Source organism: Pseudoalteromonas sp. H105 (assembly GCF_001469215.1).
In the GTDB taxonomy this organism is placed as follows: domain Bacteria; phylum Pseudomonadota; class Gammaproteobacteria; order Enterobacterales; family Alteromonadaceae; genus Pseudoalteromonas.
Map to the genome: position 1 here is coordinate 91,002 of NZ_LOFH01000001.1, position 17,480 is coordinate 108,481.

Annotated in this window: 12 protein-coding genes and 3 pseudogenes; 10 read left to right on the top strand and 5 right to left on the bottom strand. The window is 38.2% G+C overall.

Features of this window, described 5'->3' with window-relative positions:
- Positions 1-81: 81 nt before the first annotated feature.
- From ATS75_RS00365 to ATS75_RS00375, 3 genes are all read right to left on the bottom strand, one after another.
- Complete coding sequence (locus ATS75_RS00365) at positions 82-855, bottom strand: MipA/OmpV family protein (RefSeq protein ID WP_058558453.1); 774 nt, start codon at positions 853-855, stop codon at positions 82-84.
- A gap of 135 nt (positions 856-990) precedes the next feature.
- On the bottom strand, positions 991-2,901 hold the full coding sequence (locus tag ATS75_RS00370) for an aminotransferase class V-fold PLP-dependent enzyme (RefSeq protein WP_058558454.1): 1,911 nt from the start codon (positions 2,899-2,901) through the stop codon (positions 991-993).
- A 140-nt stretch (positions 2,902-3,041) separates the two neighbouring features.
- On the bottom strand, positions 3,042-3,899 hold the full coding sequence (locus ATS75_RS00375) for a DUF2306 domain-containing protein (protein ID WP_058558455.1): 858 nt from the start codon (positions 3,897-3,899) through the stop codon (positions 3,042-3,044).
- Positions 3,900-4,126: 227 nt separating this feature from the next.
- On the opposite strand from ATS75_RS00375, the gene ATS75_RS00380 reads away from it, so the two are divergent.
- The 4 genes from ATS75_RS00380 (at position 4,127) to ATS75_RS00390 (ending at position 7,733) form a co-directional block, all read left to right on the top strand.
- On the top strand, positions 4,127-5,191 hold the full coding sequence (locus ATS75_RS00380; protein WP_058558456.1) for a helix-turn-helix domain-containing protein: 1,065 nt from the start codon (positions 4,127-4,129) through the stop codon (positions 5,189-5,191).
- 333 nt (positions 5,192-5,524) lie between these two features.
- Positions 5,525-6,553 (top strand): helix-turn-helix domain-containing protein, encoded by a 1,029-nt coding sequence (locus tag ATS75_RS00385; protein ID WP_058558457.1) that lies wholly within the window; start codon positions 5,525-5,527, stop codon positions 6,551-6,553.
- Between the two features lie 102 nt (positions 6,554-6,655).
- Positions 6,656-6,889, top strand: coding sequence for a hypothetical protein (locus ATS75_RS20285; RefSeq protein ID WP_152996158.1), 234 nt, complete (start codon positions 6,656-6,658; stop codon positions 6,887-6,889).
- Positions 6,870-7,733, top strand: a complete 864-nt coding sequence (locus ATS75_RS00390; RefSeq protein WP_161936880.1) for a DJ-1/PfpI family protein — start codon at positions 6,870-6,872, stop codon at positions 7,731-7,733. Before ATS75_RS20285 ends, ATS75_RS00390 begins: the two co-directional genes overlap by 20 nt.
- A 261-nt stretch (positions 7,734-7,994) precedes the next feature.
- Here ATS75_RS00390 and ATS75_RS20805 read toward each other — a convergent pair.
- Positions 7,995-8,395, bottom strand: a pseudogene (locus tag ATS75_RS20805) (IS3 family transposase); the annotation flags it as partial.
- A gap of 419 nt (positions 8,396-8,814) precedes the next feature.
- Here ATS75_RS20805 and ATS75_RS00400 point away from each other — a divergent pair.
- From ATS75_RS00400 to ATS75_RS00425, 5 genes and pseudogenes are all read left to right on the top strand, one after another.
- The gene (locus ATS75_RS00400) at positions 8,815-9,669 is read left to right on the top strand and encodes a TrmB family transcriptional regulator (RefSeq protein WP_058558459.1); all 855 of its coding nucleotides are present in this window, start codon (positions 8,815-8,817) and stop codon (positions 9,667-9,669) included.
- Between the two features lie 26 nt (positions 9,670-9,695).
- Positions 9,696-11,165: a serine hydrolase domain-containing protein gene (locus tag ATS75_RS00405; protein WP_058558460.1), complete on the top strand. Its 1,470-nt coding sequence runs from the start codon at positions 9,696-9,698 to the stop codon at positions 11,163-11,165.
- A 328-nt stretch (positions 11,166-11,493) separates the two neighbouring features.
- Entirely contained in the window at positions 11,494-13,173 is a 1,680-nt protein-coding gene (locus ATS75_RS00410; RefSeq protein ID WP_058558461.1) for a methyl-accepting chemotaxis protein, read from the top strand.
- A 160-nt stretch (positions 13,174-13,333) separates the two neighbouring features.
- Positions 13,334-14,510: pseudogene (locus ATS75_RS19985) on the top strand (transposase); the annotation flags it as partial.
- Positions 14,511-14,592: 82 nt separating this feature from the next.
- Positions 14,593-15,519 (top strand): GGDEF domain-containing protein, encoded by a 927-nt coding sequence (locus tag ATS75_RS00425; protein WP_058558463.1) that lies wholly within the window; start codon positions 14,593-14,595, stop codon positions 15,517-15,519.
- Positions 15,520-15,732: 213 nt separating this feature from the next.
- Here the strand turns inward: ATS75_RS00425 and ATS75_RS00430 are convergent.
- Positions 15,733-15,992, bottom strand: a pseudogene (locus ATS75_RS00430) (endonuclease III); the annotation flags it as partial.
- Positions 15,993-16,218: 226 nt separating this feature from the next.
- Between ATS75_RS00430 and ATS75_RS00435 the strand changes: the two are divergent.
- Positions 16,219-17,475 carry an IS110 family transposase gene (locus ATS75_RS00435; RefSeq protein ID WP_058558464.1) on the top strand — a complete coding sequence of 419 codons (1,257 nt, stop codon included), beginning with the start codon at positions 16,219-16,221 and terminating at the stop codon, positions 17,473-17,475.
- Positions 17,476-17,480: the final 5 nt, after the last annotated feature.

Consider the following 17,480-nt stretch of genomic DNA (forward strand, 5'->3'; position numbering starts at 1 on the left):
ATCACATGCGCTTTAAGGGAGCTTCAAACCTCAAAGCGCAGTAAAAGTATAATTTTGGTAACGTTGGAATTACTTGTGTATTTAAAAAAAGCGTGAGTACAATAAGCGAAGAGACAAACTGGTGTCAGTATCAACCAGTGGGCTGTCAACGATGCTTGAATCGCTTAGAGTATAATCAATACTCAAACGAGTAAATCCACCTAAGAATATTGGAGTCGCGACTGAAAACCCGATTGTGGTGTTTATTGCGCTGTCGGCTGTATAAGCCGGTCTTAAGGTTGTTGCCTCATAATCTCTCACGCCGTAGTAATAATTCACATTGTTAGCATCAAGATAGCTTACAGAAATCGTAGGCTCATAAAAAATAGGACCGCTCTTAAACGCACGCCCAAGTGATGCTTTTAGTTCATAACCACTAGATTTATTGAGTACGTCAAACATAGACGATAAACCTACATTCCAATCGTCGCGCTCATATTTAACTCCCAGACCAGCATCAAATGAGAAATCTCTTTCGTCCATTCCAACAAAAACATCACTGTCTGAGCTGTCAAAACCTTGGAAGCGAGGTGACGCTTGAACGGCTAACTTAATCCCATCCCGTTGTAATATATCATAGCTAACAAAAGGGCCTAAAACTGAGAGTTTATCACCTCGATACCCTAATATAGGCAAGGGGATCACTCTGCGGTCGTATCCTTTATAAAGTTCTTGGTTAATCCCTAAACCCAAGCCATATAAAAAACCTTTCGGCTCAAGACGTTCGCGTACATCTCCTCGCTCATCAGCGAACACTTGCGCAGTAAAAGATAAGGCTATTGCCCCAGAAATCGAAAAAATAATATTTTTATACATTATGAGCTTTCACATTTATTTTTATTACTACAGCTTACGTGCATAATCACTTTTTAGCTTACTTTTCGCTCATAAATATCGGTAAGCTTGAAAACAGCAATGGTTCTGCCATTGCTGCTCATATTGCAACGGATTTTATTTATTTACTTTTCCCTTTAAAACATAAATCTCACCGTCAAAACTCCCTTGAATTGTCAAGCCTTGCCCTGCCAGCTCTTTTAGGTAGTCTATGTGGTCTTGTGTAATATGTTGTCCAGGAACCAATAGTGGGATACCCGGCGGGTAAGGGGTAACAAGGCCTGCACAAATGCGGTTGTTGCTTTTGCTAATAGGCACTGATTCACGCTCGCCATAGAACGCATCACTTGGAATACACGCTAAGTCTATCGCTGGTAAATTTTCAGGTAAACGAGATCGTCGCGCTGATGTTGCAAGTTTCACTTTACCGCTATCGAGCTTTTTCAATGCATTGTACAGCCGAATGATCTTCGAACGTGTGCCGCCAAGCGTCAGTAAAACCAAAATAGTACTGTGCGTGTATTTCTCTATTTCGAGTCCAATTTCATCCAATAAATACTTATGAATATCCTTCAATGAATAAGGTAGCTCGCTAATATCTATAAGAATTTTCAGAGGGTCATGGCCCATGTTATCACCACTAAAGTGCGGGAATATTTTCATAAAATCTTGCTTCCCCAGTACGTTTATATTTTTGAGCGACGTCATCTGCTGCTTAAACTCTTCCACATGGTTCAACAAAGCATTAAGTAATTTATAGCCTTCCATTTCTAATTGCTTTTGGCATACATCAAGTGACGCAATAAGCTGATATTTTGGCGATGTACTAGCGTAAATACTGTATATCTCTCTAAAGAAATCAGCATCGAAATCCGGATCATTAACATGGATATACGATGCCTGTGAAAACGCTGACACTACTTTATGTGCAGAATGGGTGATGTAATCAGCGCCGGCATGAATAGCAGAATAATAGCGCAAACTGGGGTGAAATAATGAATAGGCAAACCACGCTTCGTCTATAAACACTTTAATATTATGTTGATGTGCAAACTCTACGACTTGTTTTAAATCACTTAGCAAGCCATCGTAGGTACAGCCCGTCAATACCAGTAGTTTTGCATCTGTATTTTGTTCAATTGTCTGTTTAATATCGGCCAATGAAGGTGGCGCAAAAATGCCATATTTAGGGTTTAACACACTCGACAAATAAACCGGAAAACTGGCGGATTGCAAAATGCCATAGTGTACAGATTTATGACAATTGCGATCTATAATCACTTTATCGCCTTTGCGTAGCAGTGTCTGCAAGATGATTTTATTGGAAGTAGACGACCCATTAGTGACGAAGTAGGTATGCTTAACTTCAAACGTCGCCGCTGCTGATTCTTGGGCACGACCAATGGTATTGGTACTGTCTGACAATGACCCTAACGAATCAACCGATACCGACAAGTCGCCAACGAATACATTTCGACCATAAAATTGATAAAAATCTTTGATGTAAGGTGAGTTTCTAAAGCTTGAGCCACCGCTGTGCCCAGGTGTGTGCCATGAATCGTTTGATTCACCTACATAACGGCGGTACGCTGTCCAAAAAGGCGTTTCTGAGCGATCATCAAAGTCGTTGATCATATAACCTAGTATAGCTTCAGGGTCTGAGATCACTTCATCTTTAAAAAAGAAAGACTCGATTTCCTCTGATTCGTTTACAATTTCAAGCCCATTAGTATCGTCACCAATAACATACACAGGTAACTCCAAACGAATAGCTTTCAACTGTTCTATAAACCGACTATAAGTTTGTTCGCCAACGCTGTTGTGAACATCCCAGCTAAGTACAACAGCTTGAATATCACCATCTTCTTTTACCGACTCTAAAGCTTGCTTAAGTTCGAGGCGCTCTATGATATCAACTTGAATATCATCGCGCTCAAAATTAGGGATAACTTTTGACAAATTGGTTGAGAGCGCCTGTAACGTAGTAGGGTCTTGCTCAATTAACAAGATTCGAAGTAAAGGTAACATAAGGAATAATCGCAATAAAATACATATTACTCAGAAGCATAACCAAAGGATTGACTCTTGTGAAATTAATACATTAAAAATGCTTAAGTAATAGTCTAAATCGTGTAACAACATAGCGCGCATTCTCCTCGAAAAGTGTTTTACAAAGCTGCCGTAATACGGGGAAGCCACATCATCGTACTCGCAGCGAAAACGCCAAAAGTCGTTAGTATAGCCATTAATGTTAGAAAAATTGCCCCAATCAAAATAGATTTTGGTGTTCTACGTCTTTCTGCCCAAAAAGCTAGTTCAGCAACAGCCATTGGCAGTAGATAAGAGGCAAATGAAATGGCAATATCAGCGGGTCCGTCGATTGTTCTTGTATTACCAAGTCCACCTGGGTTGGCCATAAACCAAGCCATTAAGTACAAGCGGACACTCCAAACACCATTGATTAATATAAATGTATGAACGGCTAAACGACGATGCAACTTAAAGTTTTTCTGGATCGCGGTACGCCAAGCGTAATAAACAAAAATAGGAATAAGTATTCCATTTAAGCTCACGCCAATAGCACCTAAGTCACTCAAGCGACTGCCAATCCCCCAAGTCATGTATAGCCCGCTGATTGCGCCAAAAAAACCCACAACTAAAAATAATCTGCCGTTCCAACGATGAAAGTTAGGAAGCCTATTTCGAACAAAAGGGATTAATTGAAAGGTTGCACTTAGACTAATTAACATGACAGGAATAATGTGCAACAAAAGGACACCATTATTGAATACGTCACCATTTTTATATCCTCGGATCATTGTTGTAAATTGAGACTCATCGAGATCACCAAGCAACCAGGGCATAGTGAAGCGAAATAAAATATAAAGCCCAAACATCCACTGTCCAATTAGCACAGCGGCCACCCACCATTGAATTGCTCCCGAAAACCAGTTTCGTATAAAAAGAGGATATGTATCTAGTAATGTTTGATTAGTGTTTCGTTGTGTTAGTACTTTTTCTTTCATTTTTATCTCTCAATCATTTTTAAACACCACTATTCTTCACTGTTAATGCGGCTAAAACTCATCAAATTCAGAATTTGAGGATAATAATTGACAAAAAAAGTGCAAATAATAGGAAAATGAATAAAACGGCGACTGCGTATGTCCTTTTCAATTTTTTATAAAGGGAGATAGGAAGCCTAATAGAAAAGCGATATTATGTTGGTCAAGTTTAGGGTTTTTATTGGTTAATGATGTTTATCACGTCTGCTCATTTTTTATTATTGGTTATTTCTCTACTGAGCATAGCAGCTTCTTTTTGGTTTAAGCCTCGACGCATTGAACACTATCTTTTTGCTATTTTAGCGCTGTCTTTATTGTTTCTCGCTGCCAGTAATCTACTACTTAAAAACTTGTCAGTAGAGCAGCAATTCATTGCCCTTGGTACCTTTGCCACATGTAATGTATTTTGGCTTTTGACTCGTTGTATATTTCGCAAAGGCAAAGCACTCTCAACGGCTCATTATGTTTTAGCCGGAACAATTGCCTTGCTTATTCTATTGAGTCGAAGTATCGACATTTTTGTGACACTGCAATGGATTGAACAGGAAACCCTGACATGGCTAAAACGTTCATTGGCTGAACTGCTTCGACTACTTTCGCCTAGTGTATTATTACTTGCTTTTTGGGAGATTATTCGTAGTTATTCATCAAGTAGTAAAAGTGTTCAAACACAAAAGCTGTTAATGGCGAGCACTATGTTAGTTGCGGTATTGAGTACTAGAATCATCATGCCTAGTATTCCATTGGCACCCGAAACTTATCACCTCGTATTTGTTGTTTTAAGAAGTATTATGGCCTCGGCTGTTTTGATCTCTGTTCTGTGTGTGCTTTGGCTTCAACATCAAAATAGAATAGCGTCGGCAATAAATTCTACAGCCAAAGTAGACGGGATTGATGAGGATGATGCGCTTTTAGCTTCAATACAATCATTGATGGAAGACGCTAAGCAGTACCTTCAAGCTGAACTTAAGATGATGGACATTGCCAATACTCTTCGTGTGCCAGAATATAAAGTTAGTAAAGTACTAAAAGAAAAGACCGACTTTGACAACTTTAATCATTATGTAAATCATTTTCGCTTAAAACATGCCAAACATTTACTGACAGATGAACAAAGTAAAAGCTGGACCATTTTGGTGATCAGTATGGAGTCTGGCTTTTCATCACTGGCAACATTCAATCGTGTGTTCAAAAAGCAGGAAAGCTGTACGCCTAATGACTACCGCAAAGGTAAAAGGCTCACACAGGGTTAAACTTTGAATCTAAAACCAAATAAAAGGTTCTTTATTGTATGTTGTGTAAAAAGAATACGGGCTATATTCATTGCCTCAATGACGATACGCTCAATAAATTTAAAATAGCTAAATACGTTAAGGCTGAAACTAATCATCCAGGCCTATAAATACCGCAATGTTAAATTATTTGTAGTGTAAGTTAGTTTGCTAACATTATATTGTATTAAAATTTATAAATTGATGCTTTCAAAACAGAGTCGTCAATTGGTAAAAAAATGGGGTGTGTAGACTTCATCTCGTATGCAAAGTAGACTGGCTTTACAGAGCGGTTGGCAATAAATATAGGGCCAAATGAATAGCCAAATACTTTTTTTCTTTAGTGCATTGGGTGCTTTTAATGGACTGCTATTGACTACCTATTTACTCTTTTCCGCGCCCGCCACAATCCAACGTCGTTTATTGGCTGTGTTAATGTTAGTCATAAGCTTACGTGTTTCAAAATCAATATGGTTTTACTTTGATCCATCTCTAGGTAAGCAGTTTTTACAACTAGGTTTATCGGCATGCTTTTTGATTGGGCCACTTCTTTATTTTTATGTTGTTAGCCAAGTGTCTAAATTGGAGATGTTAAAGTTAAATTGGAAAATACACCTGACTTTTTTGGTCACTTTGGTTGTTGGTGTTGGTATTTTGTACCCTTATCAATCGAATATTGAGCTATGGGGTTCGTTATACCGAGTTATTAATATAACGTGGGCGATATATTTAGTGGCTGCGGCAATTCAGTTTTTTCCTACACTATTTGTTTTAGTTGGCGATAACACTCGATATTCAAAAGATGAATTACTGTGTATCAATGTATTTGCTGGCACTACTTTTATTTGGGTTGCTTACTTTACTGCGTCCTATACATCATACATTGCAGGGGCTTTGTCATTTTCACTTGTGTTGTATGTATCAGTTACACTTTGGCTCATGTCAAATAAAAGCAAAAAACCGACTGAACAGGCGTATGCGAATAAAAAAATTGCGCCAGACATTGCAGCCACATTAGAACGGCGTTTGAATGATTTAATGCTCACGGAGCAGCTCTACAAAAATGCTAATTTATCTTTACCTGTGCTGGCTAAAAAATTACAGGTCTCTGTACCTCAGTTGTCGCAGTTGTTAAATGATAACTTAGCTAAATCGTTTTCTTTATATGTGAACGAGCTTCGCATTCAAGAAGCGAAAAGATTGCTAATACAAAAGCCAAATATGACGATTGAATTAATCTCCGAGGCATCGGGCTATAACTCCCAATCAACTTTTTATGCATCATTTAAACAATTCGAAAATATGACGCCAGCACAGTATAGAAAACAGTATAAATCGATATAGTTCTTTCGGAATTATAATTCCGTATTACTAAGTTATTCTATATTAATGTTTTTTATGATTTTTCCTTTAACTTGAAGAACAGTTAATTAAAGAGGAAAAACTATGAAATATTTACTATTGCTATATATTACCGTGTTGAGTTTTGCTGTGGTAGGAAAGCCTAATGAAGGCAATCATAGAGAAATCATACAGACATTAGAAAACTATATAACAGGAACATCCTACAATGAACCTGATTTGATTGAGCGTGCTTTTGCAAAGGATGCGCAATTATTACTCAGCAAAGAAAATCAAGAGATGTGGCTTGTTAGCCCTAATGAGTATGCGTCTTGGTGAAATAATCTCCATTGATGTTGAGGGCGATATCGCTACAGCCAAGGCTGAGATTTTGATACCAGAGAAATCCATACGTTATATTGATTTGTTTTTATTAAAAAGACTTTCAGGTGACTGGAAGGTCATCAGTAAAACAGCGACGAGTGAACATGCTAATAATAATGGTAAAAGAATATTATTTATTGTTTCCAATGCACATTTCCATGGCGACTCAACATTGCCAACAGGGGTGAGTTTTTCTGAAATAGTAAAAGCATACGATACCTTCAAAAAAGCAGGGTACACCGTCGATTTTGTTAGCCCAAAAGGGGGGGCGATCCCTCTGGCCTATATAAATACATCAGAGGCAATTCATAAAGAATACTTATATAACCCTGATTTTATGCACGCAATTAGACATACTAAGCAGCCAAGTAAAATTGACCCAGCTCAGTATTTAGCCGTCCACTATGTTGGCGGGGGGAATGCCATGTATGGTGTTGCTGACAATATAGAAATACAAAATTTAACAATGACTATCTATGAAGAAAACCAAGGAATAGTTTCGTCGGTTTGTCATGGAACAGCAGGCATTGTTAATTTAAAAACAAAAGATGGAAAATATTTAGTCTCAGGTAAGCGTATTTCTGGTTACCCTGACTCTTATGAAAACCAGTCTCGAGCCTACTTTAAAGAGTTTCCTTTTTTGATTCAAAAAACCATTGAAAACAGAGGAGGGCAGTTTTTATTTTCCGCTAGAAATAAGGCCCATGTTGAAGTTGATGGGCGTATAGTTACCGGTCAAAACCATCTATCTTCATCATTGGTAGCGCAAAAAATGGTTGAAATATTACAACAAAAGTAAAATGAATTAACGTGTTAAGGTGGTGTCTGAATTGCTGATAAAGCTTTAGCTGTTTTATTTCTTATGCATAAAAATAACCAGAAAGGCCACCTTAACTCACACTTTTTTTCAAGCATGCCAGAGCCTCTATTTTGCTTTCTGGCATCGTAGTTGCCACTGATTAATGAGATAAATAATTGAAAATAAGTGTTTAGGTGCGACTGAAAATAGCTCGTTTCACTTCCATAACATTTTCTCAGGCTTATTAGTGCTATGAAGTGGTCAACTAATTTTGGCCACAGTTTTAGAATCTTGGTATCTAACCTCAGATTCATTTGGTGCTAAACCTCTATTATAATGATGTGGTCTAACATTATTGTGATATCCATTGATGCATCACTCACACTATATTTAGCGTCTGTAAAGTTCTCATATTCAACCTTTGGTATCCACTTCGTTTTAAAGCTTCTAAAGATGGCGCATTATCCCAACAATTTCCGCGTCTGCTCATACTTTGTGTGATTTTATAGCGCCATAAACGTTGGCGGTACTTCAAGCGTTTTTAGCATTCAGTTAGTATCTGGCGACAACGACATTGCCCAGCCAACGACTTTACGTGCAAATAGATCAATAACGACCGCTAAATAAGCCCAGCGATTGCCTGTCCAAATATACGTTACATCACGGCTTCATACAGTATTCGGCTCAACAACATCACCTGCCTATCATGCAAATATGGGATTTCAAGATGTTCATTACCACCTCGTTGATTTAATTTCTCAATTAACGAGCATTGTTTAGGGAGTCGGACATCAAGAGAATGGTAGCCTTTTTTAATATATCCTTATTTAATTCAATGCATTGGATTTATTTTTTAAGTTCATGAATTTCAATCTGCTCGGGAATCATTGGTAAAGCTGATGGTGCTTGCCATTTCGTTCTTAATGGGTGGCCAAATTAACTATGCCACTACAAAACAAGCTAAGGCGATTAAGACTTTAGCGTCAATCTCATAAGGTTGCCCCTAAGCAAAGATAAAAAGGTTTGCAAAACGCAATCATGTGTAGCAGTATTGTATTAGTTGCACTTACTACTAATAAGTATGAATGATTTAAAAAACATTGCTGAAAACTTTAAAATACTGGGCTTTACTCTGCTTGAAAGTGACATTTACTGTTATTTATTACGTCATGGTCTAAGTACTGGGTATTCTATTGCGAAGGGGATTAACAAGCCTGCTGCCAACGTATATAAAGCATTAGATACCCTGAGTCAGAAGGGGGGCGTAGTTGCGTCGCAAGGAGCAAGTAAATCATTTAACGCAATACATTGGAAAGAGCTGCTTAGTAGCCAAAAGAAACAGTTTGAACAGGGGTTAAGTGACTTAAGCGAAAAACTAAAGTTGGTAGAAAGGCATGATACAGACGAGCAAGTTTATCAAGTTGACAACAGCGCACAAGTAATAGACCACGCATTAAGCTTAATTAAAAATGCCAATAAACTAGTTTTAGCTGACATCGAACCTGATGCCATATCATTATTTGCATCTGCATTAGTTGAAGCTGCTAACCGAGGTGTTGAAGTTAGGATAAAAGCTTATGAAGAAATTGAATTAACAGGGGTTCATGTTACGTTGAGGCGCCACGGTTCGGATATTCATAAAAAATCTACCGATGTATCTTTCACTATTTGTATTGATGGTTTTGAATTCTCCACTGCGATGTTGGCGCAGAATAATTTTAGAGTAATACAAGCTTTTCGCAGTCAGAGCGCATTGATGAATTCAATCGTACACAACTATGTTTTATATGGGCAAGTGCTCACTGAACTGAAAGCTCAGCTAAAAGACAATGACCTGGAACGGGCTAAATTGACGTTGAAAAATACGGAACACTTACACCCGTTGAGTGAAGAAAACTTCGTCTTTCACAACCTTAAAAAACGATATGGCATCTAACTCATTACCTAAAAAGGATATACGTGGTGAATAAAATATTTATTACCTTATTGAGCTTATTGTTCGCGCAAGTAGCGAGCGCTTCTGATTATTCAATGATCGATGATTATGTCTCCAATAATAAAAAGTTAATACAGCTCCCTTCAGGCACGGCGATAGCAATTATTAAAGACCAAAAAATTGTTTATGAAGGTTATTTTGGTTATTCAGACATAGAGAATAAAAAGAAAGTTCACAGCGATACCGTGTTTTATATAGCGTCAATGACAAAACCTTTTTATTCGCTATATATGCTGCTTAAAGAAGAACAAGGTAAAGTTGATACACAATGGCCTTTAGCAAAACTTTTGGCTGAAATTGAATTTAAACCCGCTTTACAAGCGAATAAAGTGACCGTCCAGGATTTACTGTCTCATACCAGTGGTGTCGACAGTTGGCCACTGATCCAAGCAACTGCATATACAGGTCAATATGACGACAATGTATTGGCAAAGATACTCGAACATTCATACGTTAATGAAAATGCCCCATTGGGGGAGTATCGATATACCAATGTGGGATACAATATTTTGAGCTATTGGTCTGACAAAAACTTAAATACTTTATGGCAACTAGGGCTAAACGAATCAATCTTTAAACCGTTAGATATGTCACACACTTCGGCCAGAATGAGTGATATTGATAAAAACGACTGGGATTATGCGCATGGATATTCTGTAAAGTCTGTTGATCCAGAGCAGCGCGTATATTTGCAAAAAACGGATAAAACAATGCACGCCGCAGGCGGTATGATCTCTACGGCTAAAGACCTTGCTCGCTTTTTAATCACACAGGTAAATCAAGGTAAACTCGATGGCGAACAAGTGTTGCCTAATCATGTCATAGGTAAATCCCAGCAAAAATTGATTGATTATAAAGACAGAGGCCGTCAACGAGCCTATGGTTGGGGGTGGCAGATTCGAACGCTTTTTGATGAAAAGCTCCTTGAACATCGCGGTGGTTTTTTTGGTGCCAGTACATATATGTCGTTTATGCCTGACAAAAAAATAGGGGTTGTTGTACTGAGTAACCAAGATAAGTGGGGAGGGGATTTGGCATATGCAATAGAGAGTATGGGGTATGCGATTGCTCTTGATAAACCTAACGAAGAGATTACAGGACTGTATGAGCGAAATGAGGCATTCGTTAAGAAAAACACGAGTAAGTTTTTTGCAACCAAAAAAGGCAAAAGCCCTGAGGTAAATGCAACAATTTCATCTGATTATTTAGGAACTTTTATTCATGACACATTAGGCACTATCACGGTGGAGAAAAGTAACGTCACAGGTCATACAATATCTTGGGGGGCGATGTCGAGCCGACTCTATAAAGGTGATAGCCCAAATCAAATAACCGCTATGTTTACACCTAATTATCATGAATCTATCGTATTTATGTCCTCTTCGGACAATAAACAATACCTTAAATATCGAGATTATACTTTTCTAAAGAAATAGGCAGCTTGTATATCGTGGCTAAGTTAACTTGGCCACAGTTTTATCGTTTGGCATTACTTTTTCTGGCCTTGTAACAGATTCAGTGTAACTACTATTTAATTTAATATCTTTCTAGGCGTCTTCGTATTCCATAATAAAACGACTCATCGGCGGACATCAGTTTTGAATGGACATCGTCCCTTTATTGTTTGGCGCTCATGTGTGAGCTGATTTTATGAGTATCAAGAGGGAAGTTATTACTTCACTTGCAACAATAATATCTTATACTGAAGTTAATCAAAAATATAATAATCATCCAATTAAGATGATTTGGGCTGAGAGTTAATCGATGAAGAAGTTTATTTCACAATTATCTATTCGTGGTCGGTTTATGATTTTGGCGGGCGTGATGTTAGCAATATTGTTAGTGTCATCTATTACCGGCTTGAAATCACTGTGGAGTATAGGTAAAGAGTTGGACTCAATTGCCAAACAAGATATTCCTCTGACCAAAATGCTCACCAAGATCACCACCCATCAACTCGAACAAGCGATTCACTTTGAAAGGGCTTTACGTTATGGCGAAATTAAAGATCGTGAGCCGCATGTCATTCCTTTGTTGAAAAAAGAGGTTACTAAGTTTGAAACATTGTCTCACCAAGTAGACGATGAAATTGAAAAATCGCTTATTTTCATAAATCAAGTATTAAACCAAGAGCATGATGTGTCAGTTGACGTTCAGTTTCGGAGCATATTATCACAGCTGAAAAAAATTGGACAAGAACACAAAGTTTATAACGCTCATGGTGAAGAAGTTTTTCAATTACTTAGACAAGGTAATTTGCACGAAGCAGTATTAAAAGCTGATAAGATTGTGGAGGAAGAAGATAACCTCGACCAAGCATTAGAAGAGCTATTGATTGAGATAGAAAACTTTACAGAGCAAGCAGCAATACTTGCATTAGAGCATGAAAAGAACGCTGAAATCACACAGATAGTCGTTGTGCTAGTCGCTATCGCTCTCGTCATTTTTCTTAGTTGGCTAATATCCTCAGCTACCCGTGAACGTATGTTGTTGATTGCCAGTCGATTACAAAGTATGGCCGATGGTGATTTAACCGTTGAAATAGAAGGCCGCGAAGAAATTAATAAAAGCATTAACAAGATGCGCGACGAAATTAAACTAATTGCTCATGCGATTCAAGATTCTGCTGAGCTGTTAAACACCAATGTTGAGCAAGTTTTAGTGACTGTAAGCCAAACCAGTACAAATATGCTAGCTCAGCAAACACAAACTGAGCAGGTTGCGACAGCGGCAACCGAAATGAATGCCAATGCAGTGAAAATTGCTAGCAATACTCAAACAGCCACCCAGTTGGCTAAGAAAGCGAATGAGCAGGCGACTGACAGTCAACAGGTTTTGCAGATTGCAACCGATGAGATCATGCTATTAGCAAAACGAATTGATGAAGCGACCCAAGTGATTAGTGACGTAGAGCAAGATAGCGATAACATTAATACCGTGCTAGAAGTTATTAGCAGTATTGCAGAGCAAACTAATTTATTAGCTCTTAATGCTGCTATTGAAGCCGCTCGAGCAGGCGATCAAGGTCGTGGTTTTGCTGTGGTTGCGGATGAAGTACGCACACTTGCTGGCCGAACACAAGAATCAACAGAATCTATAAAAGCTATTATTGAAAAACTACAAGTAGGCTCAAAACGGGCTGTTGCTGTTATGAATCAAAGTTGTGAGCAATCACAGGGAGTCGTAGAGCAAACACAAACCGCAGCAGCTACAATAAATCTAATTGTCAGCGCTGTAAGAGATATAAACTCAATGAGTAAGCAAATTGCTAACTCGGCAAAGCAACAAATTGAAGTATCAGGAGAAGTTGCTAAAAATGCAAATGAGATTTCCCATATGGGTGAGCAAAATTCTCAAGGTGCTAAGGAAACGGATAAAGCCATGCAGCAAGCAGGCAACATGTCAATAGAGCTGCTAAAAGTTGCTAAGCGCTTTAAAATATAAAGGTAAATAATCGCGTTTTAAATCAATTGAAATCGAATTATGTCTTTGTGGCAAAACTATTTTTGACTTATATAGTCTTATTCATGTAGTGGCATAGTTAATTTGGCCACCCATTAAGAAAGAAATTTTATGCTATTTGCATACAGATTTGGGTGAAAAGATGACGAAATTAAAACGTGCGACGTATTCCGCGGCAATCAAATTAGAAACAGCTGAGCTTGTTGTGGATCAAGGATATACACAAAAAGAAGCAGCCAAAGCGATGAGTGTTGGTAAATCAACCGTAAGTAAATGGGTTACTCAATTAAAGCAAGAACGAAGAGGTCAGTCACTAGCAGCGTCACCAATGACGCCCGAACAAATTGAAATTCGAGAACTTAAAAAGCAAATCCAGCGCATCGAATTAGAAAAGGATATATTAAAAAAGGCTACCGCTCTCTTGATGTCCGACTCCCTGAACAATTCTCGTTAATTGAGAAATTAAATCAACGAGAGCGTTATCCAATTAGCGTGTTGTGTCGCGTATTCAATGTGCATCGCAGCAGCTATAAATATTGGACTATACGGGATACAACACCGACACCAGAGCAAATAAAGTTAGAAGCCGAAGTGAAAGCCATACATAGAATGAGCGGCGGTCCAGCTGGGGCGCGAACAATCGCGGTAATAGATACGAATAACGATTTTGAATTAAGCCGTTATCGCGCCGCTAAGCTGATGGTTAAACTAAACTAGAGAGCTGCCAAGTACCACAACATCAATATAAACGGGGTGGTAATGAGCATCTTGAAAGCCCAAATTTGCTAGATCGGCAATTTGATGTTGTTGAACCGAATACTACGTGGTGCGGTGATGTGACGTATATTTGGACAGGCAATCGCTGGGCTTATTTAGCGGTCGTTATTGATTTATTTGCGCGTAAAGTTGTGGGTTGGGCGATGTCGTTGTCGCCAGATACTAACTTAACGCTAAAAGCGCTTGAACTCGCGTATGAAAGCAGAGGCAGGACAAGTGGATTGATGTTTCACTCAGACCAAGGAAGCCATTATACAAGCTTGAAGTACCGCCAACGTTTATGGCGCCATAAAATCACACAAAGCATGAGTCGGCGCGGAAACTGTTGGGATAATGCGCCAGTGGAGCGATTTTTTAGAAGCTTTAAAACGGAATGCATGCCGAAGGTTGGATATGAAAACTTTAAAGATGCTAAATATAGTGTGAGTGATTATATCAACGGATATTACAACAACGTTAGGCCACATCATTATAATGCTGGTTTAGCGCCAAATGAATCTGAGGTTAGATACCAAGATTCTAAAACTGTGGCCAAAATTAGTTGACCACTTCACCATGCAGCTCAATTAACAACCGAGCATATGAAAGAGATTTAATTAATTGTACACAACTTGGAGAGGTCGAATGAAAGATACTCAATACACTGAAGATTTTACTTCTGACTATTTTAAAGAAGTATTAACCATCTTTTTCGATGCATTGCCTGACCCCATCTTTGTCATCAACCAAAACGGTTTAATTCTTAGTGTACTTGGCGGTAGTTCACATAAAGTTAATTGCTTCCCCAATGTTAGAGAAAGCCAATACTTGCACGATACACTTCCATTAGAGGTTGCTGACAAATGTTTACATACAATAAATAAGGCGATTGAAGATGAATCCCTAATCTGTATAGATTATGAAGTAGAAAAGAAGTATCTTTCACCTGAATTTTGTAGCAATCAGTTTTATCAAGGGAGAATATTCCCACTAAAGCAGTATAAGTCTGATCTGAGGGCTGTTTTATGGATAGCAATTAATACTACCGAAAAAGTATTATTCACTAAAAAATTAAATGAACTTGCTATTAATGATGAATTAACAGGGATTAACAATAGAAGGTACTTCAATGAGGTAATGAAGAGAACTTTTGATATGTTTCAGAGAGATAAGGTTTCTTTTTGTATCCTTATGCTCGACATAGACTTTTTTAAAAAGGTGAATGACAGTTACGGTCACGATGGCGGTGATGCATTATTAAAAAGCTTAGCCTGCACTTTAAAAGAGTCTTTAAGAGACATTGATTTTTTAGCCCGTTATGGTGGCGAAGAATTTATTGCCTTACTTCCCAATACAGAGAAGTCAGACGCGTTTATTGTTGCTCAAAGAGTTCGATTAGCTGTTGAAAAGAGTATTGTCCAGCATGGCACTCAGAAAATAAGGGTAACAATGAGTATTGGGGGCGGGGAAATATCGCCTGGCGATAAAGACTATGAGTCAGTAATTAAAAGAGCTGATGTTGCTCTATATGAAGCTAAAAACTCTGGTCGAAACAAAGTAGTTATAGCGTGAATGATTTGTTTTTAATCGATTAAATAAGTAGTAAGGTAGGAAAAGTTAAATTGAAAGCCATAACGCTCACCACTGACTGTAAGCGTGTATCATAGAAGGTTCAATAGCAAAATTTCAATGGCTGTGATGAGTGCAAAATTTTATTCTGGTTATTTGTTTTTATTGATTAACATTATTTGCTCTAGGCTAGTCAGTTTTATCTTTAAATTCACATCAATCTTCAATGATACATGAGTCACATTTAGGCTTACGGGCGGTACACACGTATCGGCCGTGCAGAATCAACCAGTGGTGTACATCTACTTTTAACTCGGCAGGTACTACTTTTTCGAGTTTTTTCTCAACCTCAACCACATTTTTGCCCATAGCGAACTTGGTACGATTTGATACACGATCGATGTGAGTGTCTACTGCTATTGTCGGCCAGCCAAAAGATAACAAAGGTAGATATTATTAGTCTTCTTAGTTGTGCCAATTATAGTCTTTGAACCTTAATAATCTATACTTTGAATTGTTGAGGTTATGTGCTCTTTACTTACGAATATTGTGCCAACATCATTTAATGATCACCGCTTTTCTTTCGAAGTATTGAGTTACTTTACTCAAAACGAATACTCAGGGCTTGCCTTAAAAACGCTGTCTATATTTCTTTCGAAGAGTAAATAATGCATAACAAATTTCAATAATCGGAGATTTGGCATGAATACTAAAAATGATAACTTTTCTGCATATATTGGCCTTGATTGGGCTGATAAAAAACATGATATTTGTGTGCAGGTTAAAGACGAAGAGTCTCGGGCGTTCAGCGTAATTTCTCACTCACCTGAATCAATTCATGATTGGGTTGAGGCATTACATGAAAAAGTAAAAGGCAATATTGCTGTTGCAGTTGAGTTAAATAAAGGACCCATAGTATACGCCTTGCAAAAATATAGCTTTGTTACAGTTTATCCTATTCATGGATTAACCCTTGCTCGATACAGACAAGCTATGTTTCCCAGCGGTTCAAAAGATGATCCTTCAGACGCTGAATTAGCATTAGATATGATGCTCAATTATCCAAAGAAGATTACCCCCCTAAAACCAAGCAGCGAGAAAACAAGAATATTAGCCCTTCTTGTCGAACAACGTCGATTACTTGTAGACGACAAACGTAGGCATGCGAACCGAATCATTAATGCTCTAAAGCAATATTATACACAGCCCTTAGAGTGGTTTTCACACAGAGATACAGAGCTATTTTGTAATTTTCTAATTAAATTCCCAAACTTAAATGAATTGAAACGCGTTAGAACAAATACAGTTGCCAAACTATTAAACTCCAGAGGAGGGCCCACTGTTAAGAAGACCCCAGAACGCATTGCATCTATAAAAGAGGCAATTCCTCTTACTAACGACGAATCTTTAATTATACCTTATCAAACGTTTGTCATCGCATTGGCTAAACAGCTGTTGGTATTAATTAACAATATTCGAGAGTATGACTCACAAATAAACTCAATTTTTACCAGTATGGATGACGCTTCAATATTTGCTTCACTTCCCGGCACAGGCCCTTGCCTTGCTCCTAGGCTTTTAGCTGCTTTAGGGGAAGATAAATCTCGTTTTAGTAGCGCACAAGAAATACAAAATTATGCAGGGTTATCGCCAGTTACAGAGCGTAGTGGTCAAAAGAGCTGGGTACATTGGCGCTGGCAATGTTCTAAATTTGTCCGTCAGAGCTTTATAGAGTGGGCTTCCAAAAGCGTAGGGCAATCTTATTGGGCGGGCATTTATTACGCACAGCAAAAAGCGAAAGGTAATTCACACCAATCAGCAATAAGAGCGTTGGCATATAAATGGGTAAGGATCTTATTTAGGTGCTGGAAAAAAGGAAAAGCTTATGATGAATCAAAATATTTAAAAGCACTAAAAGAGAAAGGTTCTCCTCTTTTAGTGGTAGAAAAAGCTTGTTGAGTGCC